General features: G+C 32.3%; 13 protein-coding genes. 7 read left to right on the top strand and 6 right to left on the bottom strand.

Annotated elements, in window-relative coordinates; translation table 11 throughout:
• Positions 1-2: 2 nt before the first annotated feature.
• The 5 genes from ACTU6T_RS09165 to ACTU6T_RS09145 form a co-directional block, all read right to left on the bottom strand.
• Entirely contained in the window at positions 3-968 is a 966-nt protein-coding gene (locus ACTU6T_RS09165; protein WP_460217911.1) for a hypothetical protein, read from the bottom strand.
• A gap of 1 nt (position 969) precedes the next feature.
• Positions 970-1,590 carry a hypothetical protein gene (locus ACTU6T_RS09160; protein ID WP_460217910.1) on the bottom strand — a complete coding sequence of 207 codons (621 nt, stop codon included), beginning with the start codon at positions 1,588-1,590 and terminating at the stop codon, positions 970-972.
• A gap of 2 nt (positions 1,591-1,592) precedes the next feature.
• Entirely contained in the window at positions 1,593-2,414 is an 822-nt protein-coding gene (locus tag ACTU6T_RS09155) for an O-antigen ligase family protein (RefSeq protein WP_460217909.1), read from the bottom strand.
• A gap of 393 nt (positions 2,415-2,807) precedes the next feature.
• Positions 2,808-4,064, bottom strand: a complete 1,257-nt coding sequence (locus ACTU6T_RS09150) for an oligosaccharide flippase family protein (RefSeq protein WP_460217908.1) — start codon at positions 4,062-4,064, stop codon at positions 2,808-2,810.
• The gene (locus ACTU6T_RS09145) at positions 4,065-5,051 is read right to left on the bottom strand and encodes an acyltransferase family protein (protein ID WP_460217907.1); all 987 of its coding nucleotides are present in this window, start codon (positions 5,049-5,051) and stop codon (positions 4,065-4,067) included.
• Positions 5,052-5,441: 390 nt separating this feature from the next.
• On the opposite strand from ACTU6T_RS09145, the gene ACTU6T_RS09140 reads away from it, so the two are divergent.
• The 7 genes from ACTU6T_RS09140 to ACTU6T_RS09110 all read left to right on the top strand — a co-directional run bounded on the left by ACTU6T_RS09140 (position 5,442) and on the right by ACTU6T_RS09110 (position 21,200).
• Positions 5,442-8,999 carry a T9SS type A sorting domain-containing protein gene (locus ACTU6T_RS09140; RefSeq protein ID WP_460217906.1) on the top strand — a complete coding sequence of 1,186 codons (3,558 nt, stop codon included), beginning with the start codon at positions 5,442-5,444 and terminating at the stop codon, positions 8,997-8,999.
• Between the two features lie 227 nt (positions 9,000-9,226).
• Positions 9,227-15,625 carry a T9SS type A sorting domain-containing protein gene (locus ACTU6T_RS09135; protein ID WP_460217905.1) on the top strand — a complete coding sequence of 2,133 codons (6,399 nt, stop codon included), beginning with the start codon at positions 9,227-9,229 and terminating at the stop codon, positions 15,623-15,625.
• Between the two features lie 197 nt (positions 15,626-15,822).
• The gene (locus ACTU6T_RS09130) at positions 15,823-18,030 is read left to right on the top strand and encodes a T9SS type A sorting domain-containing protein (RefSeq protein ID WP_460217904.1); all 2,208 of its coding nucleotides are present in this window, start codon (positions 15,823-15,825) and stop codon (positions 18,028-18,030) included.
• 77 nt (positions 18,031-18,107) lie between these two features.
• Positions 18,108-18,269, top strand: coding sequence for a hypothetical protein (locus ACTU6T_RS09125; RefSeq protein ID WP_460217903.1), 162 nt, complete (start codon positions 18,108-18,110; stop codon positions 18,267-18,269).
• 14 nt (positions 18,270-18,283) lie between these two features.
• The gene (locus ACTU6T_RS09120) at positions 18,284-19,420 is read left to right on the top strand and encodes a hypothetical protein (RefSeq protein WP_460217902.1); all 1,137 of its coding nucleotides are present in this window, start codon (positions 18,284-18,286) and stop codon (positions 19,418-19,420) included.
• Positions 19,421-19,438: 18 nt separating this feature from the next.
• Positions 19,439-20,530, top strand: coding sequence for a nucleotidyltransferase domain-containing protein (locus ACTU6T_RS09115; protein WP_460217901.1), 1,092 nt, complete (start codon positions 19,439-19,441; stop codon positions 20,528-20,530).
• 82 nt (positions 20,531-20,612) lie between these two features.
• On the top strand, positions 20,613-21,200 hold the full coding sequence (locus tag ACTU6T_RS09110) for a hypothetical protein (RefSeq protein WP_460217900.1): 588 nt from the start codon (positions 20,613-20,615) through the stop codon (positions 21,198-21,200).
• On the opposite strand, the gene ACTU6T_RS09105 is transcribed toward ACTU6T_RS09110, so the two are convergent.
• Positions 21,201-22,058 (bottom strand): zinc-dependent peptidase, encoded by an 858-nt coding sequence (locus ACTU6T_RS09105; RefSeq protein WP_460217899.1) that lies wholly within the window; start codon positions 22,056-22,058, stop codon positions 21,201-21,203.
• Positions 22,059-22,361 lie beyond the last annotated feature (303 nt).

The raw sequence follows: 22,361 nt of genomic DNA, 5'->3' as shown, positions 1-22,361 counted from the left end.
TATTAATAGAAGTCTTTTTTATTAATAATGAGATTATAGAAGTAATATAAATGCCTTAGCTTATTGCTTTTAAACAAGACCCACTCGCCGTTATATTGTATAATATCCCCTCGCGTAGAGTTTTTAAACTCATATACACCATGAGCCCCTTTTCTACCTAATGGTATTCGAGAAAAATCAAACCTTAATATCCCCAAATCCTTTAAATAATCAAATATGGATTGCATTAAGAATTGGGTAGCACCATTATGTCTAGACTCTAATGAATTACAAGCGAATATATCATACGAAATTGTCTCTTCAACACTAATTATTCGGGCAGCAATTGGCTTTTTATCTTTAAGCAGGAAACACGCATGAATATTATCCTGATTAGTAAGCACTTTAATTTCTTCTGCATTTAAAGCATAACTTAAGTTTTTTGCTTTAGCATTTTCTGCATGCAAATTTTCAATAATTTTACAATCCTCAATACTCAAGCCTTGTTTTGATTCGAATTCAAAATTTTCGGAACTAGCTTTTTTCAAATTTCGTCTCCAATTAGTATCAGGAGAGAATTCATTTAAATCAACTAATATCGTTAAACTTGTACTAGATTGTCCAATTGGTCTCTTAAACTGTGCTTTTCTTGATGCTACTTCCAGTTCAACTTTATATTCTGTACTTAGATTTATAAAAACACCTTTATATGGCAAGTCTTTAAACCCATTAAGAAATTTATATAATTGTTTGGTAGTTACATTTTTGTTATAAACAGGGCCATGAACTTCTAATACTTCACCAATAAACTTTACTTGTTTAATTCTACACCAACAAATAATTTGTGGTTGCTCTTTAGAATCGGTAAAATATAGAACCTCATTACCTTTAGCTTTTTGATATTGCGCCCAAGCATAAGTTATCTCAAAAGGTTTATCTTCAAACTTTTTGCTGATTTCAGCAAACGTTATTTGTTCAATTTGAACCATACTATAAATTAATCTTTTTATACGACATATAATGACCAATTTTACCAAAGATATTATATGTCGTAATTATTTTTGAACATTCAAAACCTGCCTTTTTTTGGGATTTTCTTGCAGGTTTATTTTGAATTAATAAAATTACTACAGCGTCACTTTTACCAAATTCCAAAAGTTTTTTGAGACGGAAAAAATTCATAAAATTATGCAGACCTTTTCCTCTAAATTCTGAAAAACAAAAGGCGTCAAACAGCAGACCTTGATTGGCTTCGAGATTTGCTTGATACAAATTCTTACTAAATTGAAACTCATCTAAAGAAATCCAGCAATAATAAGCTAATTTATTACCACACAAAATACCATAAGCCTTAAAACTTTCTTTTTTAAAGCGGCTTTTAAAACTGTTTAATTTTTCTGAATTAAACCTATTAGAATCTACAAAATCTTGATAAAATAGTTCTTTTACCTGAAAGCCAGCACTAAGGCTAGGTTCATTACCTATGCTTATCTTTTGATTACAGACTAACCATCTATCAATTCTTATGCCTATTTTTTTCAATCCACCAAGAACTAAGCGTTGAATAAAATAAGTAAATCCGTATTGCTTGTATTTCTCTACTAACTGCATCGTTATTTCTTAATTTCTAATTTATCAACCAACACATTATATACCGCAAAACCGATTAATAAGTATATAAAATTTGGGGTTTCAAAGTTACCTGAATAAATAGATTTAAAAAAGAATATCGTGAATAACATAAAATAAGGAATTACCAATTGGCTCCTTATAAAAAATAATCTTTTTACAATTTTTATCTGATAAATGACAAAAATCAATAAAAGGCTTATTCCTACTAGTCCATAACTATGTAAAAAATTTAGGCCATCAGAATGAGCCATTAAAGCACTCCCCGTTTTCAATCTCGTTAATTCTTGAACACTATTATAGCCTTTACCAATAAAATAAGTGATCATATCATTTGATTCAAACCAGTCATTCCATATCAAGCTATAAATATTCCCTCTACCAGAGCCAAACGACGATTCCTCCCCTGAAAAATCTTCAAATCGTTCAATAAACAGATCTGCAAATTTTGAGTAAATAAAAACCAAAAGAGTTAACGATGCAGCCACAATAAACAATCTCTTTAACTTCTCAACTAAGCTCTTATTTCTAATGGTTCGCTTCTCAAAAAAATAAGCCCCTAATAAGCAAACTAATAATCCTACCATTGCACCTCGTTTCAAGCTTAAAAACACTCCACATATCAAAATAATGATGAGATATCTTCTTATTTTTAAGTTTGCATTAAAATAAATTAAAGGCAAGAATGACAATAATATGTAGGCATTATTATCACCATACACTTTAAATTCTAAACCAGCACTAGCGCCTATAAAACCTAACCTACTACCAATGATATGAAAAGCCAAAACCACAACAGAGAGCATCACAAATATGTTTAAGTATCGAATTGTGTATTTATTCATAAACATATTATAAAACTTAAAAAAGAAAAGATAAACAAACACCAAATACAATAGCTTGGACAAGCTAATTAATGAATCTAGACTAAATGATGGGCTATAAATAACATGTAGACTAATTAAACCATAGATTAGGATTAATATTCTATTAAATTTTGATCTTTTAATTTTTCCAATAAGGAAATAAAACCACCCTGAAACAAACAAGATTATAACCCTATAAACTCTTGGTAGATTCCTCGCCTCAGTAACTTCACCCCTTTTATCTACTTCGTTAAATAAATCATATATCATCAATAATGCTATACTAAAAAGCATAAAAACAATCAACCTTTTATGTGTTTTCAAATACTTCATTTACATATTTTTCTTTGCATAGACAAATGATAGTACAGCATATAATAATTGCGCTGCTACAATAGTAATTGCAGCACCAAAAAATGAAAACAATGGAATTAAAATAAAAGCTAAAACTAAACCAAATAAGGATGACACCAAGGCTATATTCATATACAATTTATCTAATTTTTTAACCAAAAGATAATTTATTCCATAAACAGTTCTTATTGCCAATAATAAAGGGGTTAAACTAAGAATCATTACTAAGGGAATAGATTCAATCATTTCGGTTCCTAGTATCAAATTCACAGTAAATGATGCAGTGACACACATTAATAATGTAACAAATAAACCGCACAAAAATATAATTAGATTAACTTTCTTAATACTATTCTTTGTTTTATTGACAAAAGGGTAAAAAGTCCTAGTTAAAATTGTATTAAGAGAAGAAAACGCATTACTAATTCTCAAAGCTCCAGACAAATACCCTACTAATGTATTATTAGTAAATACGCCTAATAAAAAAACTGAAGTATTAGAATATAACGTGGGAACAATTAATGTAACAAATGAACTAAATGATATTTTTAACTGTGATTTGACTTCATTAAATTCAACCAATTTAAACTTAATATTATATTTTTTATGAATTAATATTAGTGAGAAAAAACCACCAAAAATAATACCAATTGATTGCAATAATGGTACATAAACATAATCATTCTCTTGTTTGATAAAAATAAACACCAATATTAAAAAGGTTAACTTAAACAAGATGTTAATAAGCGTAATAAATCTCATTTGTTCTACACCCTGAAAAAACCATTTTGGAAATAAAACATCACCTACAACTAATCCAAAAGAAAATACATAAAGAAGAAAGTAATCATAAAACGAAGGAACTATTAAAATAAGAAGTCCGTAAACTAATGCAGACCAAACCAATAGCCATAACTTTGTAGTCATAACTGAGTTATAAATTTCTTCTAATTTCTCAGGATTATCTTGATTTATCGATAATTCTCTAACTGCTGATAGTGAAAAACCATACTGAGAAATATTCAAAAAATAATTAACCAATGCCGCAGCAAATGCAGTTAATCCAAATTTCTCAACTCCCAAAACATTAATTAAATAAGGCAAAACAATAATTGGTAATAGAAAGTCAGCAACTCTTATTACCGATAATGACAAAAAATTCTCAATAATTTTTTTATTATCGTTATTATTAAAAATAACCTTAATCTTTTCTATGACTTTAGTAAATAAATCCATTTAAGAACTGTAACGCTTGTTCCAAGCATTTCTTAAAAAAGACTGTGCTGGCTTTTCTATATAAAATGTAATCACTGATGATAAAATTATTGTTATCAAACTTGGAATTAAAATCAATAATAAATTATTCTCTACGCCTAAATTTATCAATTCATAAATTATAAAATAACCAATAAATTGGTGTGTTAAATATAATGCATATGAAATCTGTCCTAAAAATATCAAAGGCTTTAACTTAATCCATTTTAATTTATCATAAACAAACAAGTAAAAAACACCAATAAACGCTAAAAGAAAGACATCTTTATATAATGAATTAGAAAGTAAAAGAGATACCAAAAACGAACATAGAATTAGTAAGTGAGACCAACGTGTATCTTCACCAGATTTAATTTTATAAAAACTAATTCCTATGATAAACAAATGTCCAAAATTCAGATTAAAAAGAACTCTAAGAGGCATAAAATCATAAAAAGAATTAGCTATAATAGCAATTAACCAAATAAAACAAATTAAAATCATATGCTTTACCTTTTTAAATAGCAATAAGCAGAACATCAAAAAGTAAAACGCTAATTCAGGCAATAATGACCAATACACGCCATCTACTCTTTTAATCCCAAAAACATCAGGAATCATAGTTAGATTAACAGCTAACTCTACAAAACTTCTGTGATACATAACAATATCACTAGCCCTAATAATGATAAATGTAAGAATCACACAAATCCAAAATGTAGGGTATAATCTTGAAAACCTTTTATACAAAAACTCAATAGGCTTAGTATTCTTTTTTATGGTCAGAAAAATCACAAATCCACTAATTATAAAAAATAAATCTACACCTAATCCACCATACTTAAAATCAAACAATTTATTAGTAAGACTAGAATCAAAAATTTCTGAATATCTAGTTGTATAATGAAATAGCAGTACAGAAAGACAAGCAAGTCCTCTAAGGCTATCAAGTTCTTTTAGTCTACCCATGAGATTAGTTTAGTAATGATTCAAAATTTAAGTAATTTCTCAAATTAACAAGAATTTATTTTGGAACAAAAAAACAACACGCCCTGATTTAACAGTTTTAAATACATCTAACATGTTCATAACTAAACATCAGAGTGCAATAATAAAATTTCGCGCAAATATATTTCAAATTAAGTGTGGTTTCTAAAGATTCGTTAACTATTTATAACTTCATGATTTCATATACACGAAAACATGAGAATTATACACTTTATCGGATGTTTTATTTTTTGTAGGTGTTTAATTTTCAGCTCACTCTATCTTTTAGTATATTTGACCCAACCCTCTTTTACGTTTAATATTGCCTACTTAAAAAATAGCGTTTAGGCAATTAAAAACTATATTAATGTTATGAAACATATTTACTTATCAATCGTTGCAACTTTTATGTTTGCTCTTGGTTTTGGACAAACTCCAATAGTCACAGTTGATCGTGCTAATGGTCCAGGACCTACTCTAACTGGAAATGATCCAGCTATATCTTCAGTAGGACTTTCGAGAGGTGCTGGAGTTTTTGAAAGAGCAGGAACCGATTTCTCATCTAATAATTGGACTGGTGCCTCTCAAGCTGATGCCGAAACTAATGATGATTACATCCAATGGTCTACCAGTGCTAGTGCTATCAATGACATTCTTATTGAACGTATTGATATTAGATTAAGGCGAAATCCTAATGGCCCTACAAACTGGCAATTATTTTATAGTCTAGACAACTTTGCCACTGCTGGTATTGCTGTTAACTCTGCTGTAGCTATTCCAGAAAACACAAATGTTGTAACCAATATCACTGGATTAAGCATCAACTCTGGAACAGAAGGCACTATCACATTTAGATTATATGCTTGGGGGGCAGCTACAAATGGTGGTTGGTTGCGTGTAAGAGGTCAAGCCTCATGGTCTGACTTTGGTATCGCCTTACCTGGATTACGATTAAGAGGTACCATTACTAATACCGCAACAAATGACACAGAATCTAATATTATTGCCACTAGTTTCGATCCTGATGATAATATTGACTATACAAGCTATACTGCAACGTCTGGTCTAACAGATGCAAACGCACTAAAAATTGGAGAATTTACAATCCAAGATGGTGGTGATGATTTAACCGATACCGATGTCGTTGGAACAATACTAACCGATATTGGATTTGATGTAACTAATAGTTCTAATTTAGCTGCATTAGCCATTTTTGATGGTTCAACTAACATCGCTGAAACCACATCGGTCTCAGACAACACTCTGTTTTCTGCAATTAATGGAGGCACAGGACTAACTGCTCCAGATAATGGCTCAACAACATTTAGTGTATATGCTACATTTAATACAGATGTAACAGACAATGACCAAATTCAATTAACTATAGCATCAGCAGTAGCAGATGCTGTAAATGGCTCAGGCTTCACAGTTGTTAATGCTGGAGGCGCACAAACACCTGTAACTGGTGACGACAACAGAATAGAGGTTACTGCCAACGCTTTAACTTTCGAATTAGAACCAACAGATACTTTTCAGTTTGAAACTATGACTCCTGCTCCTGTGGTGATTGCTACAGATGCTAATGGAAACCAAGACTTAGATATTAATGGTGTTACTATTTCAGTAGTATCTAGTGGATCATTAGAACCAGGACTTATTGATTATACTATGAATAATGGTTCAGTAGAACTAAATACTATTGTGTTTACTGAAAAAGAAACAGTAACCACACTCTTAGCTTTTGGTGGTGGTTTCATTCCTGCATCTAGTAATCCATTTGATGTTAACGGTCCATTAATAACTATAGCTACTCAAGATTTTGACAGCTCTACACCTGAGTGGACATACTCTACAGATGTTACTACTTTTGATAATGGCTGGGGAACCGATGGTTATTACGGGATCATTGACAGCTCAATTGCTTCTCCTCTAGATAATGCTTCGTTTTCTGGTAATATCTTTGGTGAAAATGATTTAAACGATGAAGGCGAAAATGGCACAACTGGTTTTGCAACAATTACTTTTGACACCATAGACTTAACAAATTATGAGAATGTTACTTTATCCTTTGATTGGGATGTACATGGTTATGTAAATAACAATAATGATGCACGTTATAATTTAATTCTAGATGGTGTTCCTCAAGGAAATGTCTTTTTATTAGACGGAAATGGCGCCATAGATACTGATGAAGGAACCGTTTCAATTGCTATTGACGATTCAGTAACTACTGTAGCATTACAAATACAAGTACGTAACAACCGTCTTGCTGGATTCTCTGGATTTGACAACTTTAAATTGACTAGTGCATTTGACGGATTACTTTATGTGGATAACGGTTGGTCTCCTAATCCCCCATCAGACACTACTGGAAGCGATAACGCCTATGTTTTAGACGGAACCTATAATGTGGGAACCAATATCGAGTTGAATAATTTGTACATTAATAGTGCTGGAACTACCACTGTTACTGCAGGACAATCTATCACAACCAGTTCAGGACTTGTAAATGAAGGAACATTAGAATTAAATTCTTCATCTACGTCGTATTCAAGTTTAATTGCTGATAATGTTGATGGCACCGTAATTTACAACAGACATGTAAATCAGTTTGCCGATACAGGATCTACAACGGGTAACAATGATTTAGTTGCTGCGCCAGTAACAGATGTTAACCAAACATTTTTAGCCTTAAGAACGGCTAATGCAGACTTACCTTCCGGAACTATTGGTGGAGTCCCTTCGTTCTTATTCGGACCATTTGATAACAATACTGACGAATATATTAACTATACTGCAGCAGATGATGCATCTTTAGTCGAATCTGGAATTGGGTACAGAACAGCTTCTATCGCCGCAACTGGATCTACTTTTAGATTTGTTGGAGACGTTGAAACAGGAACTAGCTTAATTCCTATTACTGTTGGAACAGCTAGTGATTTCAATTTAATAGGTAATCCTTATCCGTCATATTTAAAACTAGCAGACTTTTTAACAGCAAATAATAGTGAATTCAATGTTGCTAATTCAGGTGTTTATGGCTATGCTGGAGATATTACTGATGGTTTTACCATTTGGAATCAGGCCTATTCAGATGCAAATCCTACAGCTGTAATTACTCCTGGGCAAGGATTCTTTGTATCTGCTAAAGCTGGTGGAGGAACAATTACATTCTCACCTTCAATGAGATCTATTGGAACAACAGACGATTTTATCCTAGGACGTAATGATGGTAGCCAATTATTAGCGCACTTAAAACTTGAAATGAGCAATACTTCAGATATCTTTAAAACTGATATCTACTTTAATGATAATGCGTCTTTAGGTATGGATTCTGGCTATGACTCTGCGCTTTTTGGACATACAATTCCAGAATTTGCACTATACTCGCATTTAGTTGAAAATAATGCTGGTCTTAATTTAGGAGTACAAACTGTAAATTATAATGCTATAAATGATGTGATAATCCCATTAGGGGTTCATGCTAATCAAGGTGAGCAACTTACATTTAGAATTTCTGAAACCGATATTCTAGACGGTATTGATGTCTATTTAGAAGATACCGTTACTAACACATTTACATTATTAACCGAAACTGATTATGTAATTACTCCTAATTCAAACTTATCAGGAACAGGACGTTTCTTTGTAAGATTCTCGGGAGATGCATTATCAATTTCTGAAAACAGCTTTGATACCATTCAAATATATACAACAACATCACCTAAGACCTTATTTATTAAAGGCGAATTAAACACAGCTACAAAAGCTGCTATTTATGATATTCAAGGTCGTGTGATTTTAAGTACTGAGTTAGATACTACAACTACTGATAACCAAATTGACATTTCTAATATGTCTCCTGGCATTTATGTAGTAACTCTTAACAATGGTATACAACAGAAATCACAGAAAGTGATTATTAAATAACATACATTTTATTAAGTAGTAAAAAGTGCACTAATCGTGCACTTTTTTTTGCTCAATAGTTTCATAATTCAACATATATGACTCTAAGTCTATAACTTGACTTAACGGTTTGTTAATATCATTTTTAAAGTCATCTTATAACTTTTATTATATTTGCGACCCCTTGTGTTTAAAGACATTAGGGCATTTTGTTAATTTCATCGACAAACAACACATTAATCCGACATATGAAACATTTTTACGCATTTTTAGTCCTTTTTTTAGTGAGTAGCCTTGGATTTGGGCAGACAACGATATGGTCAGAAGACTTTGAAACGGATGGAGATTCAGGAATTCGCTATAATTCCTCAAATACATTTAACGATGGTACAAATGATCATTTTGGAAGAACTGATGGATCAGATGTAAGTGGTTCATACAATTCGCAAAACAATACTTTTTATTGGGCTGGCGAAGATTTAGATGATAATGGTGGAGACGGTCTTCCTACTAAGACTATCACATTTAATGCTTTTAGTATTAATGGCTACACTAATCTTAACTTCAGAGGCTTATTTGCATCTGGCAACAATGGTTCAGGTTGGGATGACTCTGACATCCTTTATATTGAATATAGCATTGATTCAGCTCCTTTTCAAAAGCTAATCCAGTTTGCATCTCCTTCTTCTGGCTCTAACCAAGGAATGAATCATGATCCTAATTTAGATGGAATAGGAGAAGGAACTGCAATAACTTCAACATTCTCTGAATTTTCTGCTAATATTAGTGGTTCTGGAAATTCACTTCAAATTAGACTCCATGCAATTGCTAATTCCGCTAGTGAAGAGTTCGGCTTCGATAACTTTATCATTGAAGGTAATCTTTCTTCTACTGATACAGTTGTCCAATTCGCGTCTACTTCAGCTTCTGTTAATGAAGGTGATGGTACATACAATTTGGATGTAGCAATAACAAATGAAGATGCTCTTATTGCTACTGGTGTTGAGGTTGTTTTAATTAGTGGTGATGCTTTAGATATTGGTAATTATTCGACTCAAACAGCAACCTTCCCTGCTGCTAGTTCTACAAACGAAACAATTACAATCACTATCACTGATGACATGGATTTTGAACCAAATGAAACTTTAACGTTTGAGCTTCAAAATGTTGGAGGCGGTAATAATCCATCTATAGGTACTAATAGCACCTTTGAGTTGACAATTCTTGAGAGTGACCCACCAAGCTCTAATTCTGATATTATAGAAGCTGGTTTTGATGAACCAGATAATATAGATTACACACTATATCCTCCTGTCCCTTTTCTAACTGGAAATGACCTTACAACGTCTAATGCCATTAAAATTGGTTCTTTTACCATTAGAGATGGTGGTGCATCAGGTTCGGATATAGACCTTCTTGAAACAAAAGTTACTGAAATAGTATTTAATGTTTCTGGTAATCAAAATATTGCCCAACTAGCAATATTTGAAGGCTCTACTAACGTCCTTGAAACAAGTAGTGTAAATAGCTCTACAGCTTTAATCACTCCTAACCCTTTCTTAAATATTTTAACAGCTCCTGATAATGGAACCTTAACCTTCGATGTCTATGCTACTTTTAATACAACTGTTACTGATAACGAGCAAGTTCAATTAACTGTTAATTCTGTATCTAATAGCGAACCCCTTTACTCTACATTTGCACAACCTAATGCTGGTGGCGCACAAACTTCTATTGCTGGAGATGATAACAAGATTGAAGTCACTGCTAATCAACTTACATTTACTCAGCAACCTTCTGACACTTATGTTAATGAAATTATGGCTGATGTTCAAGTTACTGCCATAGATACTAATAGCAATATTGATTTAGATTATACAAATGATGTTGATATTTCTTCTAATGGGGATCTTGTTGGTGATCCTGTAACTGCAACTGCTGTTAATGGTGTAGCCACATTCAATAATATTATTCATTCGTCTACCTTGTCCAGCCCTTTGGTTAGACTAACTGCTAGTGATATAACGCTTGCGATAAATGTGGTTGACAGTAACTTTTTTGAAATATTTGAACCATTAACTGAAGTTCAATTTACTTCTACTTCTGTTTCGGTAGCTGAAGACGCTATTTCTTATGATTTAGAGTTTTCTATTATTAATGAATATTCTGTCGATACTACTTTTGATGTCGTTCTAACTAGTGGTGACAATGCCGATATTAATAATTATACAACCCAACAAGTAACCTTCCCTGCAAATACTAATGCTAATCAAACACTGACCATCACCATTACAGATGATGCCATATTTGAACCTAGTGAAACACTTACATTCAATATTCAAAATGTTTCTGGTAGTGCTAACGCAGGTACTGGTACTAATAATACTTTTGACTTAACGATTACGAACAATGATCAACCAGATCCAACAGATTTAGATATTCTATCACCATTCTCTAATTGTAGTGCAACGGGCTGGACACCATTTGACCAAACTGGTGATGACTCTTGGACCTGTGGTAGTGGAGAATATGCCATGAATGGATTTCCTGGATCTAGTGATATTGATTGGTTAATTTCTGATTTCAGAATTGACTTTGATGCCTATAACACCATTAATATTGAGATCGAAACACAAGAGCGTTTCGGTAATACAACAAACGAAAGTGGTGAGTTTGAATTGAGATATTCTACTGACTTTTTAATTGGAAGCGATCCTACACTAGCAACTTGGACAACAATCCCATTTAATCCTAATAATTCATCTTCTGGTAGTTCTTTATCTGCTCCATCAACTGAAATCATTGATCTCTCTGGAATCTCTGGAATTGCATATTTAGCATTTTTCTACGACATGTCTGCTGGTTCTGGTGCCGAAGATTGGAGAATTTTAAATGTGGACATAACTGGTCAAGTAGGTAGCTCTAATTCTGATATTATAGAAGCTGGTTTTGATGAACCAGATAATATTGATTATTCACTATACCCTCTTGTTCCTTTTGTGACTGGCAATGACCTTACGACCTCAAATGCCATTAAAATTGGTTCTTTTACCATTAGAGATGGTGGTGCTTCTGGCTCAGATATCGATCTTCTTGAAACAAAAATTAATGAGCTAATATTTTCTGTATCTGGTCATCAAAACATTGCCCAACTAGCAATATTTGAATCTGGTATTAATGTTATACAAACTGATAATATAAATAACTCAACATCATTTCTAAACCCCAATATTAACACTAGTATTTTTACAGCCTCTGATAATGGAAATTATACTTTTGATGTGTACGCTACATTTAATAATACGGTTACTGATAACGAACAAATTCAATTAACAATTTCTTCTGTAATTAGCGAGCCTTCATACTCCTCATTTGCACAACCTAATGCTGGTGGCGCACAAACTTCTATCGCTGGAGATGATAACAAAATTGAAGTCACTGCCAACCAACTTATATTTACACAGCAACCTTCTAACACTTATGTTAATGAAATTATGGCTGATGTTCAAGTTACTGCCATAGATACTAATAGCAATATTGATTTAGATTATACAAATGATGTTGATATTTCTTCTAATGGGGATCTTGTTGGTGATCCTGTAACTGCAACTGCTGTTAATGGTGTAGCCACATTCAATAATATTATTCATTCGTCTACCTTGTCCAGCCCTTTGGTTAGACTAACTGCTAGTGATATAACGCTTGCGATAAATGTGGTTGACAGTAACTTTTTTGAAATATTTGAACCATTAACTGAAGTTCAATTTACTTCTACTTCTGTTTCGGTAGCTGAAGACGCTATTTCTTATGATTTAGAGTTTTCTATTATTAATGAATATTCTGTCGATACTACTTTTGATGTCGTTCTAACTAGTGGTGACAATGCCGATATTAATAATTATACAACCCAACAAGTAACCTTCCCTGCAAATACTAATGCTAATCAAACACTGACCATCACCATTACAGATGATGCCATATTTGAACCTAGTGAAACACTTACATTCAATATTCAAAATGTTTCTGGTAGTGCTAACGCAGGTACTGGTACTAATAATACTTTTGACTTAACGATTTTAGAAAGTGATGTTCCTTGCATTTTATCAAGTGCTGGATTATCTAATGTATCATGCAATAATAATGGCACAGATGGTAATGTAAATGATGATTTTATCACCTTAGAACTAAATCCTATTGGAACAGGGTTAGGTACTACATACTCCGTCGCTGCTAGCGGAAACAGTGTTACACCTTCTTCTGCAAATTATGGAAGCAGCACTCTTTTTACAATAAATAATGCTGGAGGAGGTGATTTTACCTTAACTATTACAGATAACTCTGATAATGGCTGTACCATCGATGTCATAGTTACTGACCCTGGCACTTGCTCAAGCATTTGTAATTCTATATTCTCGGATGACTTTTCAGGTGATTTATCACAATGGTCAAGCACTGGTGATTGGACAATTAGTTCTGGCGAATTAAAACATGATGCCTCTGGTGAATCTGAAAGTTATATCAATTCTGATATAGGAAACCAAGATTTAACTTCAGGAAATTACGAATGGGAATTTTGTATGAGAAACGGAAGTTGGGACCCTTCAACGAGTAATAAATTTGCTTTTTTCTTACTTTCAAATGCCACAAACCTTCTTTTCCAACCTGATGGTTATGCTGTTGGAATGAATCAGTCTTTAAATGATTCTTCGGACCTTTTAAGATTGTACTCTGTAACGAATGGAGAATTTACAGAAATCATTTCAACTTCATATAACTGGAACAGTTCTGATGATGTATGCATAAAAGTATCAAGAAATTCAATAGGCACATGGGAATTGATATACAATGCTGATGGTAATGGAGAAGTGAATGCAGGCACCATAACTAATACTGATCATACAACTGGAAATTATATTGGTGGGATTTTCGATTTTACATCGAGTAGAGCTGGACTATTATGGTTTGATGATATTAACATTTGTAAAAGTAATGACGGGTTTAATACTTTTATATATGATAATGCATGGGTTGGAGGTTTTGACCCTAACGGAGTTTCAACGTCATTAGATAATATAGAAATTACTTCTGGAGACGCATCAATTTCTGCAACAACAAACATTAATAAAGTAGTTGTAAAACCTGGCTCAAGTTTAACTATCGATTCAGGTGCTGATTTACTTGTAAATGATAATATGACATTAGAATCTGTTTCAGATTCTTACTCTAGTCTAATTTTAAACGGTACAATTTCAACTGGGACAATAAACTACCAACGTTTTGTTAATCTTTTTACAAATGGAGATGGAGGAAATGACTTGGTTTCTGCTCCTTTATCAGGACAGACATGGTCTAGCTTTTTGAGTACTGGAACTAATGCTACAGATCTATTAGACAACGGTCAGTCGGATCCAACTACTTATGCTTTTGCTCCATTTGATAAAACTGCAATGCCTGTAGCAGCATATGTTAATTATACTGATGCTACCTCAGCAACGCTAGAGAAAGGTGTTGGACACAGAGTAGCTACAGATGCAAGTCCAACAGAAGGTACAACATTGACATTTACTGGGGCTCCAGAAAATGGTACTATTCCAGTTAATATTAGTAATTCTGGAATTGGCTTTGAAGAGTGGAATCTTATTGGTAACCCTTATGCTTCTTACATTAGTGCATTTGATTTCTTAAATCACAATATCAATAATAACCCTGTCCTTGATGCTTTAGGTGGTGCAATCTATGGCTATAATGGTCAAGCAATAGGTAATATTTGGGAAATCCATAATCTTGCCTCAGTTTCTGGCCCAGGGAATGACCTGCTTATAACACCAGGTCAGGGCTTCTTTGTAGCTTCAGGAGTCCCGGCAGGCTTCATTGAATTTACCACTGATGGTACGCCAAGTGCTCCAGACATGCGACGTCGAGGAAGTAGCGATGATTTTATTAATGGAAGGTCTGGCCCTAACTACAACCTTGAATTAGACATTAGCACAAATCAGAATAATTTTAGAACAGATTTTTATTTCAACGAGAATTCTAGTTTAGGTCTCAACCCAGGGTATGATGCAAAATTATTTGGTCAAAATGCACCAAACTTTTCAATTTACTCTCACTTAGTTGAAGATAATACTGGAGTTGCAATGGGAATCCAATCTTTACATTCTGATGATATAACAGATGTAACCATACCTCTTGGTGTTAATGCTAATCAAGCTGAGCAATTAACATTTTCAATTTCGGAAAACACATTGCCAAATGGAGTTGAGGTATATTTAGACGATATTGTTGCTAATACATCAATATTATTAAATAACTCAAATTATGTCTTAACACCAACCTCAGACTTATCTGGAACTGGACGTTTTTACATCAGACTTAATGGAGATACATTATCTACGACAGAGCTTCAACTGGATGCTATAAACATCTTTACAAATAACGATGAAAAAACCATTGTTATATCTGGTCAATTAGTTAAAGACACAACTGTACGCATATTTGATATTCAAGGAAGAGCAATGTCTCAAGTAGTATTATCTAATACAAGTAACAGACATACTATAGACTCTAGCAGTCTTAGTTCTGGTGTATATATTGTACAAATGAATAATGGAGTATCAACAAAAGCGCATAAAATAATCATAAAGTAATCACTCCATAAATATTTTATTTTAAACGCACTAAGTATACACTTAGTGCGTTTTCATTTTCTTACCTACAAATCTCTGAATGGCAGTCATACCAAAGAACTTATTAACACGAAAACGTTTTCGTAATTCGTATTTATTAAAACTGCTATATATTTACTCATTGAATGATATAAAGCTCAATAATAATTTGATTTAACATGAAGAAAAGTTACTTATTATCCTTATTGTTTTTAACGTTTGTATTTACAGCGCACAATTCTTTTTCTCAAACCACACGTTTTTGGAGCGGTGGAAGTCCTTCATCAGATAATATAGATCAAGGTCAAAATTGGTTTAATGGAAATCCAGCATCTGGAGATAATTTACATTTCGATAATACTTGTGGTTCTTGTCGTAAATGGGCATATTCTAATTATGGTCCTGGTTCTTTTTTTGGGGAGTTAATTGTGTTCTCTGGTGCAGATCAAATTCGTTTTTATGGAGATAATTCTTACTTTCTAAAAATCGAAAACTTCAATTCTCCAAATTTGTTAGAAATGGCAAATAGCACTATAGGAAATAGAATTAACAATAATTTAGAAATAAATCCGGTTGGATCTGGAGGTATTACTATTTTAAGTACAACATTGACCATAGATAATACTGGTGGCGCAAAACAGATTAATGTTTATGGCAATGAAACTTTAACGATTAACGCTAATATTATAGATCATAATGGCACAGGAGGGGGCTTTAATATTATCAACAATGCAATGGTTATTTTTAATGCAGAAAACACGTATTCTGGTGCTACTTCAGTCAACGGAACATTAACCCTAAACGATAAGCTAATAAATAGTGATGTTACAATAAATAACGGTGGAACATTAGTCGTAAATGGAGATGATGTTGTTTTAAAATCTTTAACTATCAATTCAGGAGGTAATGTGATTGTAAATGCTGGAAAAAGTTTAACAGTTTCTAATAATCTTGTCATTAATGGTACGTTGACGCTCAATTCAGATTCACAAAATTATTCAAGTTTAATTGTAAATGGAACATCAACAGGAACAGCCATTTACAATCGTTTCGTCAATGATAATGACCCTGATAATGGAAATGATTTGATTAGCGCTCCACTAAGTGGGCAAGCTTTTAACAGCTTTATAGCAAATAATCCTAACATTTTGGCAAATCCGAGTGGACCCGAAGTATTATTTGGTGAATTTGATAGAGACACCAACCAATTTGAACTATGGAATGAAACAGACACAACACCCTTAGATGCTGGAGCTGGATATAGATCTGGGATTGAAGCACCAACGGTTAGCCCTCCATCTGACCCTTCAAATCTAGTAAGGTTTGAAGGAACAGTTAATACAGGTACTGTTCAGAAATTAATTGATGAAGGCACATTAAGTAACTGGAACCTAATTGGTAATCCTTACCCTTCATATATTAATGCTCAAGCTTTTTTAACTCATAATGGTCCATCAAATTTAAACCTGTTAGATCCTAGTGCAGTTGCAATTTATGGATATAACGACGGTACATCAACTGGCCCATCTGCAGGGATTTATACAATAATAAATGGATTTTCTCCTTCATATGATATGGCTCCTGGACAAGGCTTCTTTGTTGCTTCTAATCCTGCTGGTGGAGGAAATGCTGAATTCTTACCAAGTATGCGTACCACAAATGGCGGAGACGATTTCATTTTAGGAAGAGAAACTAATATTGTAACCAACTTAAAACTTGTGCTTAGCAATAATTCAGAGAGTTTTTTAACCGATATTTATTTTTCTGAGTTTACGACTCAAGGTCTAGACCCTGGTTATGATGCAGCTTTATTTGGAGGAAGTATTCCTGCCTTTGCTTTATATTCAAGATTAGTAATGGATGATATGAGTGTCCCATTTGCCATACAAGCTTTGGGTGAAACTGATTACACTAATGTTACCATTCCGCTTGGCGTTAGCGCTAACCAATCTGAACAACTTACGTTTACTATTGAATCTTCTTCGATTCCAAATACTATTAATGTCTATTTAGATGATACGGTTGCAAATACTTCAACTCTATTAAATTCCTCTGATTATATTTTTACTCCAAACTCAGATTTGTCTGGTATAGGAAGATTTTACCTGAGATTTAGTGAAGATGCATTATCTACACAAGAAAATAATCTTAACAACGTAAAGATTTATGCATCAAGAACTAGCAAAGAAATAGTAATTAATGGTCAGCTTGAAGCCGATACAACATTTAATCTTTATGATGTTCAAGGACGATTAGTTCAAGAAACACAACTCAATTTTACTGAAACTGAAAACCGAATAGATATAACTAATGTAAGTGCTGGCATATACATAGTTAAGCTACAAAACAACGGAAAAAAAGTATCAAAAAAGATAATTATAAACTAGATTTACCTCAAATTAAAGTAAATTAATGAGGTAAATAATATTATTTTATTATTTTTGAACCCATATTACAGTGCATAATGAAAAGAAATAGTCCTCAAAATCAAATTACTCGTAAAGAAGCCATGAAAAAAATGGGTAAGTACGCAGCGCTTACAGCCATTGGTACTTTTCTTATTCTTAATCCGAAGAAAGCTCAAGCTTCTTCTCCACCAGATCCAGGAGGGAATCCTTTTGATTAATTTCTAATTTTACATTGAAAGCGGATTTAGCTCCGAAATACAGTAAACCTCTAAATAGTGATACTGTTATTCTATGGTTCGAATTATCAAATAGATATATTCTCATAGATAATAATTTGCATTTGCTTCTCAGGTTATTTTTAAATGCAAATGATCAAAACTCATTTATTGAGTCACTAAAAGAATCGCTTAATATTGAAGACTCAAAATGTAAAAACATTTTTAATGAGATTTCATTCTTTCTCGATAATGCTAATATAACATTAGATGAAGCTCCAAATTTTGATGTACCATCAAAAACACCAAAATCAACTATTGAGAAGTCATATCGTTTTAACGAATTGATAGTACAAATCAATTACGAATCGTCTACAATTCAAAGCTTAATTCACCCACAAATTGCTCATCATACTTCAGATAAGCAAACTCATTCTGATATTACTTTTGATATATTTAGAACGAAAGACTTTTTACATTTATTTAAAAACGACATCCATAAAGGAAGTTTCAACACGTCAAATTTTCATTTCTTACAAGGTAAATTTGCATTAGAACTCACTAATGCAATTCATCATAAAGCTTTCGAAAGTTGGATAGCCACTTTTCACGCTTCAACAATATGCGATGCTAATGAAGCAATTATGATTATTGGTGATTCTGGAAATGGGAAAAGCACTCTATCAACATTACTTATGACAAGTGGTTTAGATCTATTAGCAGACGATTTTACACCTCTCAATAGTGACTTCAAGCTATATAGATATCCTTCAGCAATTTCAGTAAAAAAAGGAGCCTTTGAAGCCTTAGAATCTAAGGTGAAAGATTTTAAGTCATTGCAAACACATACAAATGGGCCTAAAAAAGTAAATATTAAATACATCCCTCCTTCGACCAATTTTGAAAAAAACACTCATGCTTTCACTTGCAACAAAATAGTGCATGTAAAGTTTGATGCTTCAGTAGAGTCATCTTTAACAGAAGTACCTTTAACAACCATCTTAGAAACTTTAATCCCTGACTCTTGGATTTCGCCTAACACCACACATGCACTTCAATTTATAGATTGGTTAAAACAAATAAAATGCTATGATCTAACATATAGCGATAATGCATTTGCAATCTCAAATTTCAAAGCACTTTTCGGTCAATAGTAAATTGTTTGTTTATTTTTGAATCATTTAACTGAAACTTTGCATTCTGTAAAAAACAAACATAAAGACACTATTCAACTCATAGCAGATATTTTGAGTTTTGAAAACCCAGTTGAAGAATTGAAGATAAAACTGTCTCATAATTCAATAGATTGGGAACAATTTGTAACTATTGCAAGTCAGCATCTAGTATTAACAACTGCTTATTGTAGGCTACAACAAAAAAAACTTTTGGAGTTCATTCCTTTAGACCTTGTCAAATATCTTGAAGAGATTACTGAAATAAACAGAAATCGAAATATTAGCTTACTCAAACAAATTCAACATATAGCAGAATGCTTTAATTCTAATCATATCAATTACGTATTTCTGAAAGGTACAGCTTTATTGACTGGTGCTTATTATATTGATTTAGGCGAACGCATGATTGGAGATATTGACATTTTAGTTTATGAAGAGCACCTTGAAAAGGCCTATAAATTACTTTTAAATGAAAATTATCAAAGCGTCGAACAAACTTTAGGTGACAACTATTTTGAACATAAACATTTGCCAAGATTAACTTCTAAGACTCATCTTAGCGCAGTTGAAATACATAGAAAAGTTCTTTCTAAACCCTATAAAAAGGCTCTAGAATCGAATATTATACTTCAACAAAAAAGAATTATAGATGCTAACTGTTATAGTATTCCATCAAACCAAGATTTGCTTATTCATTCAATTTTAAATTATCAAATTAATGATTTGGGGCATTATTATACTAAAATAAGTTTAAGATCTATTTATGATAGCTTAATGCTTTTAAGAGCACAAAACTCTAAAAGTGAAATGCAATTAAATTGGCCTTACATTAAATCATACATGTCTATTGCTAATCTATTTTTTAAAGATTTTAGAGGTTTTAAAACAAATAATTTTTCCGTGAATCTGTTTCAGTTAAAATTGGACTATCCTAAACTCAAAATGCTAATTGATGGATTATTAAAAAAACTACTTTTGTTTAGAATTTTTATTCACCGATTTTTCTTTCTATTAATTAATAAAAATTACCGAAAAGCAGTTTTTAAAGATTATAAGCGTATATTTTCTTTGATAAAATCGAAATTCTAACTGAAAAATAATAAATTTGGCGTTTATTTGTAATATTATTGCTCAAAGCATATCTTTGATTTAACCTATATAGCCTTAAAAAATGAAAAAAATAATTCTATTAGCTCTTATAGTTACGGCATTAAGTTTTGACTCTTATGGACAATCTAGATTATCTAAAAGTCAAATGAGGGATTTTAATACTTGGAAAGTGAGTGTTGGAGTAAACGCGGTTGGAAGTTTAGGAACGCGTAATCCTTTTGAGAGAGTTGGTGATTTTCAATTTAAACAACCTCTAGCACTTGCAATAGAACATCAATGGTCTAGATTTTTATCAATTGAACAAGATTTTACATTAAATAAATTTGATGTCACTTCAAAAATCGATAATGGATCGCTTCCTGAAGATTTTTCCTATGTTTCTACGAATACCTATTTAAAATATTATGTTTCCAACGAACTATTTCCAGAAGTTCTATGGTTAGATATATTTGCTGGAGGCGGATTAGGTATTTTTAGTATTGATGAACTTAATACGTCTGCTAATTTAGTTCTAGGTGGAACTATTTGGATTAACCCAAGTATTGGTGTCAGACTTCAAGGTGTTGGTAAGTTTGCATTTAATGCCAAAGATAATATCTACGACAACAATCATTTTCAATATATGCTACAAGCGGTATTTAAATTATAATTAATACCCAGCAAAATTAAAATTTAACATTTCCCTAGTTTTATTATAAATTCTAGGGAATTGTCTTTTAAAGTCCTCTGGTGTTTCAATAAAGGTCTCGACAATTACTGCAACAAATTCGAACTGATTAGTATAAGCATAGTCTCTAAAATACTTAGAAGCTATAAGTTGTTGTCTCAATGCTTCATCTCCTGAAAGCAAACCTGTAAGTTCACTAAATGCCGTTTTAAATAGTATTGAACTGATATCTTTATTCTTTAAACTATTAAGATGAATAGCATGCGTAAACTCGTGTATTCCTAAGTTTATATTATCATTATCAATTTCATACCCTTTAAGAAAATCTTCCCATGATAATACCAATGCATTTAATTTAGGATTTAATTCTCCTTTATGATACGCTTCATTAGAGCTAGAATAAAACACACTAGGATATATAATCACCTTATCAATCAAGTCGATACAATAGTCTCTAAAACCGAAAGTTAACATGACAGATGTTGAAGCTATCAACACTCTCATTTCAGAAGTAAGATTTAAACCCTCTCTTACAAGAAACTGTTTATCGTTAACAAACCAAGCAACTCTATGTTCAAATTGTAGTTTCTCTTTTGAAGTAAGCCGCTTATAAAAACTGAATTTAGTTTGCAAAATATATTTTTCATCATCTTTAAGTGTTCTTTTAAAAAAATATAGATGTACAAAAAATGGACGTTTATATTTATAAGCAAACTGTTGCTCAAAAAACACGTAAAAGCGTGAAAGCACTACAACTGCCATTCCTATAAAGAAAACAACAAGCAGTATAGAGCGTATTGTAGGAGACATAGCTTGTAATAGAATTTGGGCTAATTTCATTAGTTAAATATACATAAAAACAACTTTTCATATTTATGGATATCTAAACAAACTATAAAATTCAAACAAGTCGTTTGAATCTTATTGTTTCAGTTTAAGAAGACTTAACATGTGCTAACACGTAAAACTCTGCTTTGAAAACCAAAATCCCAAGCTTATAATTTCAAGCAAGTTTGATTTAACCTTCAGTATATTATCAGGATTAGCTCCTAATGTCGCTATTCCTAAATGCTCCGCTTTGAAAATAAAAAGCCTAAGCTTATAAATTCAAGCAAGCTTGATTTAACACTTAGGCTTTTTATG

It is taken from the genome of Psychroserpens citreus (assembly GCF_055686305.1).
The sequence above is the reverse complement of the archived record's forward strand: the minus strand, read 5'-3'. Positions and strand labels throughout refer to the sequence as shown.

Coding starts and splice junctions, on each gene's coding strand:
- ACTU6T_RS09165 (WP_460217911.1), bottom strand. CDS start 968: ATGGTTCAAATTGAACAAATAACGTTTGCTGAAATCAGCAAAAAGTTT.
- ACTU6T_RS09160 (WP_460217910.1), bottom strand. CDS start 1,590: ATGCAGTTAGTAGAGAAATACAAGCAATACGGATTTACTTATTTTATT.
- ACTU6T_RS09155 (WP_460217909.1), bottom strand. CDS start 2,414: ATGCTCTCTGTTGTGGTTTTGGCTTTTCATATCATTGGTAGTAGGTTA.
- ACTU6T_RS09150 (WP_460217908.1), bottom strand. CDS start 4,064: ATGGATTTATTTACTAAAGTCATAGAAAAGATTAAGGTTATTTTTAAT.
- ACTU6T_RS09145 (WP_460217907.1), bottom strand. CDS start 5,051: ATGGGTAGACTAAAAGAACTTGATAGCCTTAGAGGACTTGCTTGTCTT.
- ACTU6T_RS09140 (WP_460217906.1), top strand. CDS start 5,442: ATGAAACATATTTACTTATCAATCGTTGCAACTTTTATGTTTGCTCTT.
- ACTU6T_RS09135 (WP_460217905.1), top strand. CDS start 9,227: ATGAAACATTTTTACGCATTTTTAGTCCTTTTTTTAGTGAGTAGCCTT.
- ACTU6T_RS09130 (WP_460217904.1), top strand. CDS start 15,823: ATGAAGAAAAGTTACTTATTATCCTTATTGTTTTTAACGTTTGTATTT.
- ACTU6T_RS09125 (WP_460217903.1), top strand. CDS start 18,108: ATGAAAAGAAATAGTCCTCAAAATCAAATTACTCGTAAAGAAGCCATG.
- ACTU6T_RS09110 (WP_460217900.1), top strand. CDS start 20,613: ATGAAAAAAATAATTCTATTAGCTCTTATAGTTACGGCATTAAGTTTT.
- ACTU6T_RS09105 (WP_460217899.1), bottom strand. CDS start 22,058: ATGAAATTAGCCCAAATTCTATTACAAGCTATGTCTCCTACAATACGC.